This is a genomic window from Streptomyces sp. 4F14 (assembly GCF_048159485.1).
Taxonomy (GTDB): Bacteria; Actinomycetota; Actinomycetes; order Streptomycetales; family Streptomycetaceae; genus Streptomyces.
The window spans coordinates 25,778-41,280 of the sequence record NZ_JBLRVY010000030.1; the positions used below are offsets into that span (position 1 = coordinate 25,778).

Annotated in this window: 14 protein-coding genes and 1 tRNA gene; 8 read left to right on the forward strand and 7 right to left on the reverse strand. The window is 71.7% G+C overall.

Annotated elements, in window-relative coordinates; translation table 11 throughout:
- Nucleotides 1-113: 113 nt before the first annotated feature.
- From ACLZOT_RS38685 to ACLZOT_RS38700, 4 genes are all read right to left on the reverse strand, one after another.
- Nucleotides 114-947 (reverse strand): S-methyl-5'-thioadenosine phosphorylase, encoded by an 834-nt coding sequence (locus ACLZOT_RS38685; RefSeq protein WP_416973848.1) that lies wholly within the window; start codon nt 945-947, stop codon nt 114-116.
- 74 nt (nt 948-1,021) lie between these two features.
- Nucleotides 1,022-1,336: an FmdB family zinc ribbon protein gene (locus tag ACLZOT_RS38690; RefSeq protein WP_416973849.1), complete on the reverse strand. Its 315-nt coding sequence runs from the start codon at nt 1,334-1,336 to the stop codon at nt 1,022-1,024.
- A gap of 194 nt (nt 1,337-1,530) precedes the next feature.
- On the reverse strand, nt 1,531-2,814 hold the full coding sequence (locus ACLZOT_RS38695; RefSeq protein WP_416973850.1) for an MFS transporter: 1,284 nt from the start codon (nt 2,812-2,814) through the stop codon (nt 1,531-1,533).
- A gap of 234 nt (nt 2,815-3,048) precedes the next feature.
- Nucleotides 3,049-4,608, reverse strand: a complete 1,560-nt coding sequence (locus ACLZOT_RS38700) for a potassium/proton antiporter (RefSeq protein ID WP_416973851.1) — start codon at nt 4,606-4,608, stop codon at nt 3,049-3,051.
- A 217-nt stretch (nt 4,609-4,825) separates the two neighbouring features.
- On the opposite strand from ACLZOT_RS38700, the gene ACLZOT_RS38705 reads away from it, so the two are divergent.
- Nucleotides 4,826-7,609, forward strand: coding sequence for a penicillin acylase family protein (locus tag ACLZOT_RS38705; protein WP_416973852.1), 2,784 nt, complete (start codon nt 4,826-4,828; stop codon nt 7,607-7,609).
- A gap of 153 nt (nt 7,610-7,762) precedes the next feature.
- On the opposite strand, the gene ACLZOT_RS38710 is transcribed toward ACLZOT_RS38705, so the two are convergent.
- A complete protein-coding gene (locus ACLZOT_RS38710; RefSeq protein WP_416973853.1) occupies nt 7,763-8,389 on the reverse strand; it encodes a 5-formyltetrahydrofolate cyclo-ligase in 627 nt (208 codons plus the stop codon).
- Nucleotides 8,390-8,482: 93 nt separating this feature from the next.
- On the opposite strand from ACLZOT_RS38710, the gene galU reads away from it, so the two are divergent.
- From galU to ACLZOT_RS38745, 7 genes are all read left to right on the forward strand, one after another.
- Nucleotides 8,483-9,394: a UTP--glucose-1-phosphate uridylyltransferase GalU gene (gene galU / locus ACLZOT_RS38715; protein WP_416973854.1), complete on the forward strand. Its 912-nt coding sequence runs from the start codon at nt 8,483-8,485 to the stop codon at nt 9,392-9,394.
- The gene (gene glp / locus ACLZOT_RS38720; protein WP_416973855.1) at nt 9,391-10,716 is read left to right on the forward strand and encodes a gephyrin-like molybdotransferase Glp; all 1,326 of its coding nucleotides are present in this window, start codon (nt 9,391-9,393) and stop codon (nt 10,714-10,716) included. Before galU ends, glp begins: the two co-directional genes overlap by 4 nt.
- A 110-nt stretch (nt 10,717-10,826) precedes the next feature.
- Nucleotides 10,827-11,306, forward strand: a complete 480-nt coding sequence (gene moaC, locus ACLZOT_RS38725; protein WP_416973856.1) for a cyclic pyranopterin monophosphate synthase MoaC — start codon at nt 10,827-10,829, stop codon at nt 11,304-11,306.
- Complete coding sequence (locus tag ACLZOT_RS38730) at nt 11,303-11,824, forward strand: MogA/MoaB family molybdenum cofactor biosynthesis protein (protein WP_416973857.1); 522 nt, start codon at nt 11,303-11,305, stop codon at nt 11,822-11,824. Before moaC ends, ACLZOT_RS38730 begins: the two co-directional genes overlap by 4 nt.
- A gap of 26 nt (nt 11,825-11,850) precedes the next feature.
- Entirely contained in the window at nt 11,851-12,471 is a 621-nt protein-coding gene (locus ACLZOT_RS38735) for a GNAT family N-acetyltransferase (protein WP_416973858.1), read from the forward strand.
- Nucleotides 12,472-12,644: 173 nt separating this feature from the next.
- The gene (gene glpR, locus ACLZOT_RS38740) at nt 12,645-13,916 is read left to right on the forward strand and encodes a gephyrin-like molybdotransferase receptor GlpR (RefSeq protein ID WP_416973859.1); all 1,272 of its coding nucleotides are present in this window, start codon (nt 12,645-12,647) and stop codon (nt 13,914-13,916) included.
- A 95-nt stretch (nt 13,917-14,011) separates the two neighbouring features.
- Nucleotides 14,012-14,085, forward strand: a tRNA-Ala gene (locus ACLZOT_RS38745).
- A 69-nt stretch (nt 14,086-14,154) separates the two neighbouring features.
- Here the strand turns inward: ACLZOT_RS38745 and ACLZOT_RS38750 are convergent.
- Both ACLZOT_RS38750 and ACLZOT_RS38755 read right to left on the reverse strand, forming a co-directional pair.
- Nucleotides 14,155-14,649, reverse strand: coding sequence for a hypothetical protein (locus ACLZOT_RS38750; RefSeq protein ID WP_416973860.1), 495 nt, complete (start codon nt 14,647-14,649; stop codon nt 14,155-14,157).
- Nucleotides 14,650-14,664: 15 nt separating this feature from the next.
- A complete protein-coding gene (locus ACLZOT_RS38755) occupies nt 14,665-15,426 on the reverse strand; it encodes a sulfite exporter TauE/SafE family protein (protein ID WP_416973861.1) in 762 nt (253 codons plus the stop codon).
- Between the last annotated feature and the right edge of the window lie 77 nt (nt 15,427-15,503).

The following is a 15,503-nucleotide window of genomic DNA, read 5'->3' on the forward strand; positions in this document are numbered from 1 at the left end:
GTGGAAAACCCCGTCACCCGGACGGGGCGACGGCCTGGGGAGAACCGCCTGAGGGAACCCTTCGAGGGACCCTCGCGAGCCGCCCCGGCCTCAGCCTTTTCGGGCCCCCGCCGCTAAGGCAGCGCGAACCCAGGCTCCAGCCCGCCCAGCGCGTTCACACACAGACACGCCCGCCCGTCCGACGCCGGCAGCCCCGCCACCACGTCGAACAGCACGTCCCGAAGCCGCCCCACATTCGCCGAGAAGACCTCAAGCACCTCCTCGTGGGACACCCCCTCGCCCGTCTCCGCCCCCGCGTCGAGATCCGTGACGAGCGTCAACGACGTGTAGCAGAGCTCCAGTTCACGAGCGAGCGCCGCCTCCGGATGCCCGGTCATCCCCACGACCGACCAGCCCTGGGCCTGGTGCCAGAGCGACTCGGCCCGCGTCGAGAACCGCGGCCCCTCGATCACGACCAGCGTCCCGCCGTCCACCGCCTCCCAGTCCCGCCCCCGGGCCGCCTTCAGAGCGGCCGCCCGCCCGGTCGGACAGTACGGGTCGGCCAGCGAGACGTGCACGACGTTCGGCACGCTCCCGTCGGGCAGCGGCAGCCCGTCGAAGTACGTCCCCGCCCGGGACTTCGTACGGTCCACCAGCTGGTCGGGGACCAGCAGCGTCCCGGGCCCGTACGCGGGCCGCAGCCCGCCCACCGCGCACGGCCCGAGCACCTGCCGCACCCCGACCGAGCGCAGCGCCCAGAGGTTGGCCCGGTAGTTGATGCGGTGCGGCGGCAGGTGGTGCCCGCGCCCGTGCCGGGGCAGGAACGCGACCCGCCGTCCGGCGACCTCGCCGAGGAAGAGGGAGTCGCTGGGTGCCCCGTACGGGGTGTCGACCCGTATCTCCGTCACGTCGTCGAGGAACGAGTAGAAGCCTGAGCCGCCGATCACGCCGATCTCTGCGTTCGTCATGCCCGGAACAGTAGCCGCAGACGCCGAAGACCCCGCCGTCGTGGGACAGGCGGGGTCTTCGGAAGCGAGGTGCGTCAGGCGGCGGTGGAACCGGCGGACGGCTTGGAGTCGGACGCGGGCTTCGCGCTCGACGACGGCTTGGAGTCTGACGACGGCTTCGAGTCCGTGCTGGACGACGTCTTGGCCGACGCCGGCGAGCTGCTCGACGAGGAGCCGCGGCTGTCGTTGCGGTAGAAGCCGGAACCCTTGAAGACGATGCCGACCGCGGAGAACACCTTCTTCAGGCGGCCACCGCAGCTGGGGCACTCGGTCAGGGCGTCGTCGGTGAACTTCTGCACCGCCTCAAGGCCCTCGCCGCACTCGGTGCACTGGTACTGGTAGGTCGGCACTGTCTTCCTCCTGGCACTCTCACTCGATGAGTGCTAACAAGCGTCCATATTAACCCGCGCTGCCAGCTAGTTGGAGTAACGTACGTCACCTGCCTCCGGGCAGCGGTCAGGGCTTGACCGCCACTGGGGCGCTTACGCCTCACGGGGAAGCCGCGTAGCGGCGGAGTCACAGTGACGTATTCCCTGGGACATCGTCACATTTCACCGATCGTGACAGGCTCGCGATTGGCCGCGCCGCGCGTGACCACTTTGGTCACGCGCGGCGGCACGAGTCGCAAACGCAGCGCCAGCAGGATCGCCAGGGCCAGCGCCGTGCCGCCCATGGGCACCAGGAACCCGGAGCCGCCCCAGAAGCGGTCCTCCAGCTGTCCGGCGACCGTGACGGCCGCCGCCTGCCCCAGGGCGACGGCGCCCGTCATCCAGGTGAACGCCTCCGTGCGCGCGCCCGCCGGGACCAGTTCCTCGACCAGGGTGTAGCCGGTGATCAGCGCGGGCGCGATACACATGCCGACCAGCAGTCCGAGCCCGGCGAGCAGCAGCACCGAGTGCGCGGCCCACAGCCCGGAGGCGACCAGCGCGAGCGCGCCGTACGCGACGAGCAGCCGGCGCTTCGGGGCGGCCTTCCAGGCGATCGCCCCGCAGACGACGCCCGACAGCATGTTGCCGGCGGCGAACGTGCCGTACAGGACGCCGTTGAGCCCCGGTTCGCCGATCGACTCGCTGAACGCGGCCAGCGACACCTGCATGCCGCCGAAGACGGAGCCGATGCCGAGGAACGCGACGATCAGCACGCGCACGCCGGGGATCCGCAGCGCGGAGGCGTGCTCCACGCGCGCGTGCCCGCTAGCGGTGACCTGCGGCTGGGTGCTCTTCTGCGCGGCGAACAGCAGTCCGCCGACCAGGGTCAGCGCGGCCTCCGTGACGAGCCCGGCCGCCGGGTGGACGGCGGTGCACAGGGCGGTCGCCAGCAGCGGGCCCACGACGAACGTCAGCTCGTCGGTGACGGACTCGAAGGCCGCCGCCGTGGGCAGCAGGGGCGAGTCCTTCAGGGTCACGCCCCAGCGGGCGCGCACCATGGGGCCGACCTGCGGCACCGAGGCGCCCGTGGGGACGGCCGCGGCGAACACCGCCCACAGGGGCGCGTCGGCGAGCGCCAGGACCGTCAGCGTGAGCCCCGACAGCGCGTGCACGACGATGCCGGGCAGCAGGACCGCCCGCTGGCCGTACCGGTCGGCGAGACGGCCGCTGAGGGGCGAGAACACGGCCAGGGAGACGCCGGTGACGGCCGCCGCGGCGCCTGCCGCGCCGTACGAGCCGGTGGTGTGCTGGACCAGCAGCACGATGGAAATGGTCAGCATCGCGAACGGCTGCCGCGCCGCGAAGCCCGGCAGCAGGAAGGTCCATGCCCCGCGCGTGCGCAGGAGTTGCCCGTATCCGGGACGGCCTTCGGCTGACTTCTCGGTGACCGTGGACGCCACGGCCCGTGCCTTTCTGCCGCCTGGTAGCGCGCCCTGTGGGGGACGCCGAGAGCTGTCCTCTTGCGCGCTGCGGTAGATACCGACGTCCTCCGGGGAGGGCGTTCCGGCCGCCATACGGTCGCGCCAGCTCTGCTTCAGACAGAGTTGGTTCGATCTAGGTGCGCGTTCATCGTACAGGCGCGCGACCCCGCGCAGACTGTGAAAGTGAGCACGGCGAAACCTGTCGTTAACACGTCACCGGCGCTTGGGATTCTTGTCCGTTCCCAGCCATCCGGCGAGCTTGCCGCCGTGCCCGACCGCGCGCAGGCGCTTCTCCGCGGCGTCCCGGACGGGGTCGGTGGCGACCACGAGGAGCTCGTCGCCGTACCGCAGGACGGTCGTCGGGGACGGCACGAAGGAGGCGTCGTCGCGGACGACGAGGGTGACCGCCGCGCCCGCGGGCAGGCGCAGTTCGCCGACCTCGACGCCGTGCATCCGCGACCCCTCGGGGATCGCGACGGACAGAAGATGACCGCGCAGCCGCTCCAGGGGCGCCGATTCGATCCCCAGGTCGGTCGCCTCGTTGCCGCCTCCCAGGCGCAGGGTCCGGGCGAGCCAGGGGAGTGTCGGTCCCTGCACGAGCGTGTAGACGACGACCAGCACGAAGACGATGTTGAAGATCCGCTGGTTGCCGTCGACACCGTTCACCATGGGGATCGTCGCCAGGATGATGGGCACCGCGCCGCGCAGCCCCGCCCAGGACATCAGCGTCTGTTCCTGCCAGGGCACCCGGAACGGGATCAGGCACAGCAGGACGCTCAGCGGGCGCGCGACCATCGTCAGGACCAGTCCGATGATCAGCGCGGGCATGACGTCGTCGCCCAGCTCGTGCGGTGTGACCAGCAGGCCGAGCAGCACGAACATGCCGATCTGGGCGATCCAGCCGAGCCCTTCGGCGAACCCGCGCGTGGCGGGCCAGTGCGGCAGTTTCGCGTTGCCGAGGACCATCGAGGCGAGGTAGACGCCGAGGAAGCCGCTGCCGTGCGCGAGCGCGCCGCCCGCGTACGCGGCGGTGGCGATGGCCATGACGGCGATCGGGTAGAGGCCGGAGGCGGGCAGCGCCACGTGCCGAAGGCCCCACGCGCCCGCGAAGCCGACCGCCAGGCCGATCGCCGCGCCGATGGCCAGCTCCAGGGCTATCTCGCCGAGCAGCACGTACCAGTGCTCGACCGGGCCCGCCGTCGAGAACGCGACCACCAGGATGACGACCGGGGCGTCGTTGAACCCCGACTCGGCCTCCAGGGTGCCTGTCACGCGCGCGGGCAGGGGGATGCGGCGCAGGACGGAGAAGACCGCCGCCGCGTCCGTCGACGACACCACCGCGCCGATGATCAGCGCCTGCCGCCACTCCAGGCCCACCAGGTAGTGGGCGGCCGTCGCGGTCACGCCGACGCTCACCGCGACCCCGCCGAGCGCCAGCGCGGACGCCGAGGGCAGCGCCGGCCCGATCTCCTTCCACTTCGTGCCCAGACCGCCTTCGGCGAGGATCACGACCAGGGCCGCGTACCCGATGACCTGGGTCATCTCGGCGTTGCTGAAGTGGATGTCGCCGATGCCGTCCTGGCCCATGAGGACGCCGATGCCCAGGTACACGAGCAGGCTGGGGAGCCCGCTGCGCGAGGAGATCCGGACGGCCGCGACGGCGACGAGCAGGACGAGCGAGCAGACGAGCAGGAGCTGGTTGAGGTGGTGGACGGTCAGCGGCGGATTCCTTTTCTGGCGAAGGGGCGCGTTCCGGGGGTCGTACGAACACATCGGACAGGAAGCGCCGGCGCCGTACAGTCAACTACTTCGTTACCTTACCTAACTCTTGACGATTTCTTGACGCTCGCCTAGGTGTGATCCACCGCTCGCGCGCCCGCGTTGCCGACTCCGAGTCAAGTGGCGTCTGGCCCTGCGCCTATGGTTGCTCCAGCGTTCATTCAAAGTCACAGCCCGACCTGCCGCTCGCGTTAGGACAGCAAGGACAGCGATGCCCCCGAATACCACCGCCACAACGGGTGACAAGCCCGGCAAGTCCGGCAGGAAAAAGGGGCGCAAAGCCCGCCTGATCGTGATCGTCCTGGTCCTGGCGGTGATCGGGGGCATCGCCTACGGCGGTTACTGGTCCGTCAGTACCGTCCGGGCCTCGTTCCCGCAGACGACGGGCGAGATCAAGCTGGACGGGCTGTCCGGCCCGGTCGAGGTGAAGCGCGACGGTTACGGCGTCCCGCAGATCTACGCCTCCTCCGACGCCGACCTGTTCATGGCGCAGGGCTACGTCCAGGCGCAGGACCGGTTCTACGAGATGGACGTGCGCCGCCACATGACCTCCGGGCGGCTGTCGGAGATGTTCGGCAAGGGCCAGGTCGAGAACGACGAGTTCCTGCGCACCCTGGGCTGGGACCGCGTCGCCAAGGAGGAGTACGACAAGGTCCTGTCGGCCTCCACGAAGAAGTACCTCCAGGCGTACGCCAAGGGGGTCAACGCCTACCTCAAGGGCAGGTCCGGCGAGGACATCTCCCTCGAGTACGCGGCCCTCGGCTTCATCAACGACTACAAGCCGGCCGAGTGGACCCCCGTCGACTCGGTCTCCTGGCTCAAGGCGATGGCCTGGGACCTGCGCGGCAACATGAAGGACGAGATCGACCGCGCCCTGATGACCAGCCGCCTCGGCCCGCAGCAGATCGCCGACCTCTACCCGGCCTACCCGTACAGCCGCAACCAGGCGATCGTGCAGGAGGGCCAGTACGACGAGCTGACCGGCGAGTTCGGGTCGAAGAGCGACTCGGGCGACTCCTCGTCGGGCTCCAGCGGCTCCTCCACGGGCTCGGGGAGCGGCTCGGGCTCCGGAACCTCCACCCAGGGCTCCTCGGCCCTCCAGGGCCAGCTGGCGGGCCTCAACGGCGTCCTCGACGACCTTCCGACGGCCGTCGGCGTGAACGGCAACGGCATCGGCTCCAACTCGTGGGTCGTCGCCGGCAAGCACACCATCACCGGCAAGCCGCTCCTGGCCAACGACCCGCACCTGACGGCCTCGCTGCCCTCCGTCTGGTACCAGATGGGCCTGCACTGCCGCACCCTCTCGGCGACCTGCCAGTACGACGTCACCGGCTACACCTTCGCGGGCCTGCCGGGCGTCGTCATCGGCCACAACCAGAACATCGCCTGGGGCATGACCAACTCCGGCGTCGACGTCACCGACCTCTACCTGGAGAAGATCACCGGCGACGGCTACGAGTACGACGGCAAGGTCCGACCGTTCACCACGCGCGAGGAGACCATCAAGGTCGCCGGCTCCGACGCCAAGAAGATCGTCGTACGGCAGACCGAGGACGGCATGCCCCTGCTGTCCGACCGCAACGACGAACTCGTCGACGTCGGCAAGAAGGCCGGCGTCACCTCCGCCGCCCCGGACCGCGGCGACGGGTACGGCGTCGCCCTCAAGTGGACCGCACTCCAGCCCGGCACCACCATGGACGCCGTCTTCGCGATGAACAAGGCGTCCGACTGGGAGAGCTTCCGCGACGCCGCGAAACTCTTCGACGTCCCCTCGCAGAATTTGATCTTCGCCGACACGAAGAACGACATCGGCTACCAGCTGCCCGGGAAGATCCCCACGCGCGGGAAGAACCACGACGGCTCCATCCCCGCCCCGGGCTGGGACTCCAAGTACGCCTGGACCGGCTACCTCAAGTTCGACCAGCTGCCCTACGAGTACAACCCGGAGCGCGGCTACATCGTCACCGCGAACCAGGCCGTCGTCGACCCCGACGCGTACCCGTACACGCTCACCACCGACTGGGGCTACGGCACCCGCAGCCAGCGCATCACCGACCTGATCAAGCAGAAGATCGAGGGCGGCGGCAAGATCTCCACCGACGACATGCGTCAGATGCAGCTCGACAGCAGCAGCGAGATCGCCAAGCTGCTCGTGCCGCGGCTGCTGAAGATCGACCTCGACGACCCGGACGTCCGCGAGGCGCAGAAGCTCCTCCAGGGCTGGGACTACACCCAGGACGCCGACTCCGCCGCCGCGGCCTACTTCAACGCCGTGTGGCGCAACATCCTCAAGCTCGCGTTCGGCAACAAGCTCCCCAAGGAGCTGCGCGTCGAGGGGCAGTGCCTGTGGGTCGACCCGGTCAACTCCACGGGGCCCGTCGACGACACCCAGAAGGTCCGCGAGTGCGGCATGCGCGACGCCGACCAGGCGCAGCCCGACGGCGGCGACCGCTGGTTCGAGGTCGTCCGCAATCTGATGGACAAGCCCAAGAGCGACTGGTGGAAGACGCCCCGCTCGGGCACCCGTCCCGGCGCCGTCGACCGCGACGGCCTCTTCAAGCGCGCGCTGATCGACGCCCGCTGGGAGCTGACCGCCAAGCTCGGCAAGGACATCGACACCTGGAGCTGGGGCCGCCTGCACCGGCTGTTCCTGAAGAACCAGACCCTCGGTACCGAAGGCCCCGACTTCCTGCGGTACATCCTCAACCGCGGCCCCTGGAAGCTCAGCGGCGGCGAGGCCGCGGTCAACGCGACCGGCTGGAACGCGGCCGGCGGCTACGGCGTCGTCTGGGTCCCGTCGATGCGGATGGTCGTCAACCTCGCCGACTTCGACAAGTCGAAGTGGATCAACCTCTCCGGCGCGTCCGGGCACGCCTTCAGCGCTCACTACACCGACCAGACCGGTAAGTGGGCCGACGGCGAACTCCTCGACTGGTCCTTCTCCTCGAAGGCGGTCGACGACAGCACGAGCGACACGCTCACGCTGAAGCCGTGAGGCACGCGCGCGGGTAGAGCGCGCAGAGAGAAAGGGGGCCCTCCGCGCGGAGGGCCCCTTTCTTGTTGTCGCCCGCATTGCGTCGCGACGAAACCGTTTCGTCCGTACGCGGCCGTTTCGTCCGTACGTAGCTGTTGCGTCGCTACGGATGCGTTACGACGAGACAGTCCCGTACCGACGCACCCCCGATGGCGTCACCACCGCGTGCACGGGCCGGTCGTGCCCTTCGGTCGGCACCCGCTCGACGACCTCCCCGTCGTACAGCAGCACCACCAGGACCGCGCCGGAGCCCGCCCGCTCCAGCCGGGCCAGCACCCGGTCGTACGACCCCCCTCCACGCCCCAGCCGCATCCCGCGCGCGTCGACCGCGAGGCCGGGCAGCAGGACCGCGTCGGCGCCCGCCACGGCGTCCGGCCCGAGCCGCTCGCCTACGGGCTCCAGGAGGGCCATCCGCGCGCCGTGCCGGACGCTCGCCAGGGAGTCCGGGCCGTCGTAGGGGGCCCAGTCGAGGTCGTTGTCCGGCAGCAGCGCGGGCAGCAGGACGCGCACGCCCCGCGCGCGCAGCGCGTCCAGGAGCGCGAGCGTCCCCGGTTCGCTCCCGACGGAGACGTACGCCGCCACCACGCGCGCGTGCGCCAACTCGGGCAGCTCCAGCGCGCGTTCGGCCAGGGAGGCGGCCGATCCCCGCAGGTCGTCGGGGGTCAACTCGGCGCGCGCGGCGAGGAGTTCCCGCCGCAGCTCGCGCTTGCCGGACCCGGCCGGGCCGTCGGCAGTACTCATGCACCACTCCGCACTGTCTCGAATGCGCTCATATGAGCATCCGTGATCCGGTGTCACGGATTCCGCTCAAGAGCACCGGATAGGGTGACCGCCATGACTCAGTCCCACCCCAGGATCAGCAAGGCTGTCATCCCCGCGGCCGGCCTCGGAACCCGGTTCCTGCCGGCGACGAAGGCGACTCCCAAGGAGATGCTGCCGGTCGTGGACAAGCCCGCGATCCAGTACGTGGTCGAGGAGGCCGTGTCCGCCGGCCTCGACGACGTCCTGATGGTCACCGGCCGCAACAAGCGGCCCTTGGAGGACCACTTCGACCGCAACTACGAGCTGGAGTCGGCCCTCCAGAAGAAGGGCGACGCCGCCCGGCTCGCCAAGGTCCAGGAGTCCAGCGACCTCGCGACCATGCACTACGTGCGCCAGGGCGACCCCAGGGGACTCGGTCACGCGGTGCTGTGCGCGGCCCCGCACGTCGGACAGGAGCCGTTCGCGGTCCTCCTGGGCGACGACCTGATCGACCCGCGCGACCCCCTGCTCCAGCGCATGATCGAGGTCCAGGAGCGGCACGGCGGCAGCGTCGTCGCCCTCATGGAGGTCGCGCCCGAGCAGATCCACCTCTACGGGTGCGCGGCCGTCAAGCCCACCGGCGACGCCGACGTCGTCGAGGTGACCGGCCTCGTCGAGAAGCCGGAGCCCGCCGAGGCCCCGTCCAACTACGCGATCATCGGCCGCTACGTCCTCGACCCGGCCGTCTTCGAGATCCTGCGCACCACCGCACCCGGGCGCGGGGGCGAGATCCAGCTCACCGACGCCCTCCAGCAGCTCGCCCAGGACGAGACGGCCGGCGGCCCCGTGCACGGCGTCGTCTTCGAGGGCCGCCGCTATGACACCGGCGACCGGGGCGACTACCTGCGTGCCATTGTCAGACTCGCGTGCGAACGTGAAGACCTGGGACCGGACTTCCGGACCTGGCTCCACCGTTACGTCACCGAGGAGTTGCAGCCGCGTTGAGCACCGCCGCACCGCGCCCCGCCGCCCAGGACCGCCTGTGGTCCGTGGACGAGCACCTTGAGGACGTCCTCGCGACCGTCCGCCCCCTCGAACCCATCGAGCTCCAGCTCCTCGACGCCCAGGGCTGCGTCCTGGTCGAGGACGTCACGGTCGCGGTGTCCCTGCCGCCGTTCGACAACAGCTCGATGGATGGGTACGCGGTCCGGGTCGCCGACGTCGCGGGCGCGAGCGAGGAGTTCCCGGCCGCCCTGGAGGTCGTCGGGGACGTCGCGGCGGGAGCGCAGGCGGCCCTGCTGCACGTGGGCCCGGGCCAGGCCGCCCGCATCATGACCGGCGCCCCCCTGCCGCCCGGCGCCGAGACCGTCGTCCCCGTCGAATGGACCGACGGGGGGCTCGGCGAGGGCCCGGTCGGCTCCATGCGCGCGCACAGCCTCGCCCCGGAGGGCGCCTTCGGCCCCGTACGCGTGTACCGGCCCGCCGAGGCTCGCGCGCACGTGCGCGCGCAGGGCAGCGACGTCCGTGCGGGCGACCGCGCGCTGAGCGCCGGCACGGTCCTCGGGCCGCCGCAGATCGCCCTGCTCGCCGCGATCGGCCGGGGCACCGTCCGCGTCCGCCCGCGCCCGCGCGTGGTCGTCCTGTCCACCGGCAGCGAACTGATCCAGCCCGGCGAGGAGTTGGCCGACGGCCAGATCTACGACTCCAACAGCTTCGCCCTCACCGCCGCCGCCCGCGACGCCGGAGCGATCGCCTACCGCGTGGGCGCGGTCGCCGACGACCCCGGGACCCTGCGCTCCACCATCGAGGACCAACTCGTCCGCGCCGACCTGCTGGTGACCACCGGAGGCGTCAGCGTCGGCGCCTACGACGTCGTCAAGGAGGCGCTGTCGTCCGTCGCCGACGAGGACGAGGCGGGCGCGGGCGTCGACTTCCGCACGCTCGCCATGCAGCCCGGCAAGCCCCAGGGCTTCGGCACGGTCGGCCCCGACCACACCCCGCTGCTGGCGCTGCCGGGCAACCCGGTCTCCTCGTACGTCTCCTTCGAGCTGTTCGTCCGGCCCGCCATCCGTGCCCTCATGGGCCTCACGGACCTCCACCGGCCCACCACGCGCGCGAAGCTCACCGCCGACCGGCCCCTGAAGTCGCCGCGGGGCCGCCGCCAGTACCTGCGCGCCACCTGCGCCGACGGCACCGTCAGCCCCGTCGGCGGCGCCGGCTCCCACCTGGTCGCCGCTCTCGCGCACGCGGACGCGCTGATCGTCGTCCCCGAGGACGTCGACCGCGTCGAGCCGGGCACCGACGTCGAGGTCGTCCTCCTCGACTGAGGCACCCGCGCGCGGGCGCCCGTCCGCAGGACGGTCCCGTTCCGTCGCCCCCGCCGACCGGGGAGTACCGTGTCGCGCACAACAGGCCCGGACCGGGAGCGCCACACAGCATGAGCACGCAGGACCGACTGACGCATATCGACGAGGCGGGCGCCGCCCGGATGGTCGACGTGACCGGCAAGGACGTGACGGCCCGCACCGCGCGCGCCTCGGGCCGCGTCCTCGTCTCCCCGCGCGTGGTCGAGCTGCTGCGCGGCGAGGGCGTCCCCAAGGGCGACGCGCTCGCCGTCGCGCGCATCGCGGGCATCATGGGCGCCAAGCGCACCCCGGACCTGATCCCGCTGTGCCACCCGCTGTCACTGTCCGGTGTGACACTGGACCTGTCGGTCGCGGACGACGCCGTGGAGATCCTCGCGACGGTCCGTACGACGGACCGCACGGGCGTCGAGATGGAGGCCCTCACCGCCGTCTCCGTCGCCGCGCTCACTGTGATCGACATGGTCAAGGCGGTCGACAAGGGAGCGGTCATCACGGACGTGCGGGTTCTGGAGAAGACGGGCGGCAAGTCGGGCGACTGGAGCAGGTCATGACAAGCACCCCGGGTGTGGGAAGCACGTCGTACTCCGCCCTGGTCGTGACCGCCTCCAACCGGGCCTCCGCGGGCGTCTACGAGGACAAGGGCGGCCCCCTGGTCGCCGAGGGCCTGCGTGCCCTCGGATTCGCCGTGGACGGCCCGCAGGTCGTCCCCGACGGTGATCCCGTGGAGACCGCCCTGCGCGCGGGCGTCGACGCCGGCTACGACGTCATCGTCACCACCGGCGGCACCGGCGTCTCGCCCACCGACCGCACCCCGGAGGCCACCCGCGCCGTCCTCGACCGCGAGATCCCCGGCATCGCCGAGGCCATCCGCGCGTACGGCCGCGACAAGGTGCCCACCGCCGCGCTCTCCCGCGGACTCGCCGGCCTCGCGCGCGCGACCCTCGTCGTCAACCTGCCGGGCTCCACCGGCGGGGTGAAGGACGGACTGGCCGTCCTGGAACCCCTCCTGACGCACGCCGTCGACCAGATCCGCGGCGGCGACCATCCCAGAGCCGGGGGTGCGAGCTGAACAGCGCAACCTGGCCCGCCCGGCTGGTGGACGGCGACATCGTCCTGCGGCCGATAAAGGTCCGCGACCAGAACGCCTGGCGCGAGGTCAACCGGCGCAACCGCGACTGGCTGCGCCCCTGGGAGGCGACGATCCCGCCGCCCGCCCCGGGCGGCCCGCTCGCGCACCGGCCGACGTACCGGCAGATGGTCCGCCACCTGCGCTCCGAGGCGAACGCGGGCCGCATGCTCCCGTTCGTCATCGAGTACCAGGGGCGCCTGGTCGGCCAGTTGACGGTCGCCGGCATCACCTGGGGCTCCATGTGCTCCGGGCACGTCGGGTACTGGGTCGACGAGTCGGTGGCCGGGCGCGGGGTCATGCCGACGTCCGTCGCGCTCGTCGTCGACCACTGTTTCCGCACCGTGGGACTGCACCGCATCGAGGTCTGCATTCGCCCCGAGAACGGCCCCAGCCGCCGCGTGGTGGAGAAACTCGGATTCCGGGAGGAGGGCCTCAGGCCCCGTTATCTGCACATCGACGGCGCCTGGCGCGACCACCTCGTGTTCGCACTCACCTCCGAAGAGGTACCCGAAGGGCTGCTCAACCGCTGGCGCCGCTCGTACGACCGGCACCGCGCGCCGGGCAATCACACCGGACCGGGAAATTGAATACGTGTTCGAAAATGACCGAGTGGTGACCGTCTCAAAACGCTGAAGTTCCGGTCCGATGCGGTCGACTGATCGCATCGGTCACAAAAAAAGCTCGAAATATCAGCCAGATCGTGCGACACACCGGCCCAATTGGCGGATGGCCTCAACCAAATCCCTCTACGGTGTGAGGCGTGAGCAGCAGCGGCCTCATCTACGCAGTCATTGTCGGGGCCTGGGCCGCCTACTTGGTGCCGATGTGGCTCCGTAGGCAGGACGAGCTGAACGAGGCCCGTCCGACGGAACGCTTCAGCACAGCCATCCGGTTGCTGTCCGGCCGGGCGGGGATGGAGCGCCGGTACGCCCGGGACCTGAGGGCCCGCTCCGCCGAGGCGGGGGAGCCCGACGACGACGCCCTGGACGTCGCCACCGAACCGGTGGACGTCCGGGCCTTCGCCATGCCTCCGGGGCGCCCGCAGGCGCACGCGGCGGCCCCGGAACGCGAACCGGGCCGACCCGAGCCGTCGGGGCGCGAGGCGCACCACGGGCGGGAGAACCCGGCGCGGGAGGGGCATCCCGCGCGTGAGGGCGCTGCTTCTGCTGCTTCCGCTGCTTCCAGGGAGGGTGCCGCTGTCCAGCAGCGTGTGCCCGGCGCCCGGCGTACGCCCCCCGCGCGCGCCGCCGGCCGGACGTCCGAGCGCGCCCAGCGTTCGAAGTCCCTCGCGCGCCGCCGCCGCACCACGGTCCTGCTCTTCCTCGCCTTCACCCTGGGCGCGGTCATCGCCGCCGTGGGGGGCCTCGCGTTCCTCTGGGCGCCCGGCGTGCCCGCCGTCCTGCTCAGCGTGTACATCGCCTACCTGCGCTCCCAGGAACGCCGCCGCTTCGCCGTCCAGATGGACCGCCAGGCCGCGGAGGTCGCCGCGCAGCGCCTCAAGGAGCGCGTCCGCCAGCCGCACCGCCGCGCGTCCGCCTCGGTGTCCACGGAGGCGTTCGACGTCCCCGCAGAGGAGCCCGAACCGGTCGCCGAGACCGAGGACCCCGGACTGCTCGCCCTCGCCGCCGACCGGCGTGCGCTCGTCGAGCAGACCGACCACGCCGAGTGGGTCGACCAGCAGCGCGAACGCCAGCGCCGCCCCGACCACGGCGACAGCTGGGACCCCGTACCGGTGCCCCTCCCGACGTACGTCACCGCTCCCGTCGCCCCGCGCGCGACCGCCGACGTCGACCTCGGCGCCCCGGACACCTGGAGCTCCGCCCGCTCCAGCGCGGTCGCCCCGGAGCACGAGGAGGAGGCCGGGGAGGCTCTCTCCGAGCCCCCTGCCGACGACGACGCCTCGCGCGCGGACGGCGGCGAACGCTCCGACGCCCGCCGCGCCGCCTCGGCCCGCCGCTCCCGCGGACGCCTGCGCACCCCCCTGTTCGACCAGTACGAGGACGGCGAGCGCCCGCGCGCGGCCAACGAGTGACCGTCCACCCCGTGACCTGCGACCGGGCACCCGGTCCCCTGGGAGACGGATTTCCGAGCAGGGCGATGAGGGTGCTAGAGTTTCACTCGTTGCAAGGGCCTGTGGCGCAGTCCGGTAGCGCACCTCGTTCGCATCGAGGGGGCCAGGGGTTCAAATCCCCTCAGGTCCACCCGCAACAACTGCTCGCTATGCGAGAGCGGTTGAGAAGACCCCATCCAGTCGGATGGGGTCTTCTGTTTTATCCGGACGTCCCCGGCTGACGGGGTGTCCGGGGCAGGGCGCCCGAGACCGGGGCGGTTCCGAGGGCGTCGTCGCCGTCCGTGTGGCGCAGGACCCAGTCGTCGAGGTCCGTGGCGGCCTCCAGGGGCTCCTGGAGGACGTAGGGCGGGAGTTGGGGCGTCCGGGGCGTGTCGGGGGCCTCAGGGCGCCGTAGTTGGTCGTGGAGGGCCGCCTCGGCGAGGGCGAAGCGGACGCGGGCGGCGCGGGGCGAGAGGCCGAGGGCCGCGCCGACGACGTCCCAGCCGGCGCCCGCGAGGCGCTCGTGGACGACGGCGGCCTCCAGGAGGCGGTGGGCGGCGGCGAGGACGTCGACGGCCTCGGACAGGAGCGCCCCCGGCGTGCCGTCGTCGTCCCCGGCGATCGGGACGGCCGTGCGCGCGAGGTCGGACAGGACGCACGCCTGGTACGAGACGACGAGCCGCGCGCGCAGCGTCGTCGGGATGTCGTCGGTCATCGGGGCAGCCCCCTTTCAGCCGCGCAGGAAGTACAGGACCGTCATCGCCGCCGCCGTCGCCAGGACGACGCCCCGCAGCAGTCCGGACGGCATCCGGCGGCCCAGATGGGCACCGGCGAACCCGCCGACCACCGCGCCCACGAGGAGGGCCGTCAGATGGCGCGGGGCGCTCAGGGCGTCGGAGGCGGCCAGGAACAGGACGGTCGCGCTCAGATAGACGGCTGTCACCTGTGCCGTCCGCATCGGGTTGCCGGTCGCCGCGTCGAGGCCCGTGCCGACGCTCCACAGGGCCATCATCAGGATGCCTACGGCTCCGCCGAAGTATCCGCCGTACACGCCCAGCAGGAACTGGCCCGTCAGCAGGGCGGGCGGCGACAGCAGGGCCGTGCGTCCGCGGGAGGCGGCGAGGGTCCGGGAGAGGCGGGGGCCGCAGGCCAGGGCCACCGTCGCGAAGGCCAGCAGCCAGGGCACCGCCGCGTCGAAGGACGAAGCCGGCAGCGCGAGCAGCAGACCGGCGCCCACCGCGCCGCCTGCGACACTGACCGCCGTCAGCGTCCGCGTGGCGACCCCCGCGACCTGCTCGATCTCCCGCCGGTACACCCAGGCGCTCGCCACCGAGCCGGGGACGAGAGCGACCCGGGACACCGCGTTCGCGGTGACAGGCGGCACGCCGAGGGCGACGAGGGAGGGCAGCGCGACGAACGTACCGCCGCCCCCTATGGCGTTCAGGGCGCCGGAGGCGACACCGGCCAGCAGGACGAGCAGCAACTCGGACACCCGACGAGCATCCCCGTACGACCGGCGCCCCCACAATGCGCGATCCGCACACGCTGGCTAAGTCACAGCCATAGGCT

Bases quoted from the DNA above. Each gene is read 5' to 3' on its own strand.
- ACLZOT_RS38710 (WP_416973853.1), bottom strand. From the start codon at position 8,389: ATGAGTACTGCCGACGGCCCGGCCGGGTCCGGCAAGCGCGAGCTGCGG.
- moaC (WP_416973856.1), top strand. From the start codon at position 10,827: ATGAGCACGCAGGACCGACTGACGCATATCGACGAGGCGGGCGCCGCC.
- ACLZOT_RS38700 (WP_416973851.1), bottom strand. From the start codon at position 4,608: ATGTGTTCGTACGACCCCCGGAACGCGCCCCTTCGCCAGAAAAGGAAT.
- ACLZOT_RS38685 (WP_416973848.1), bottom strand. From the start codon at position 947: ATGACGAACGCAGAGATCGGCGTGATCGGCGGCTCAGGCTTCTACTCG.
- ACLZOT_RS38705 (WP_416973852.1), top strand. From the start codon at position 4,826: ATGCCCCCGAATACCACCGCCACAACGGGTGACAAGCCCGGCAAGTCC.
- ACLZOT_RS38730 (WP_416973857.1), top strand. From the start codon at position 11,303: ATGACAAGCACCCCGGGTGTGGGAAGCACGTCGTACTCCGCCCTGGTC.
- ACLZOT_RS38750 (WP_416973860.1), bottom strand. From the start codon at position 14,649: ATGACCGACGACATCCCGACGACGCTGCGCGCGCGGCTCGTCGTCTCG.
- galU (WP_416973854.1), top strand. From the start codon at position 8,483: ATGACTCAGTCCCACCCCAGGATCAGCAAGGCTGTCATCCCCGCGGCC.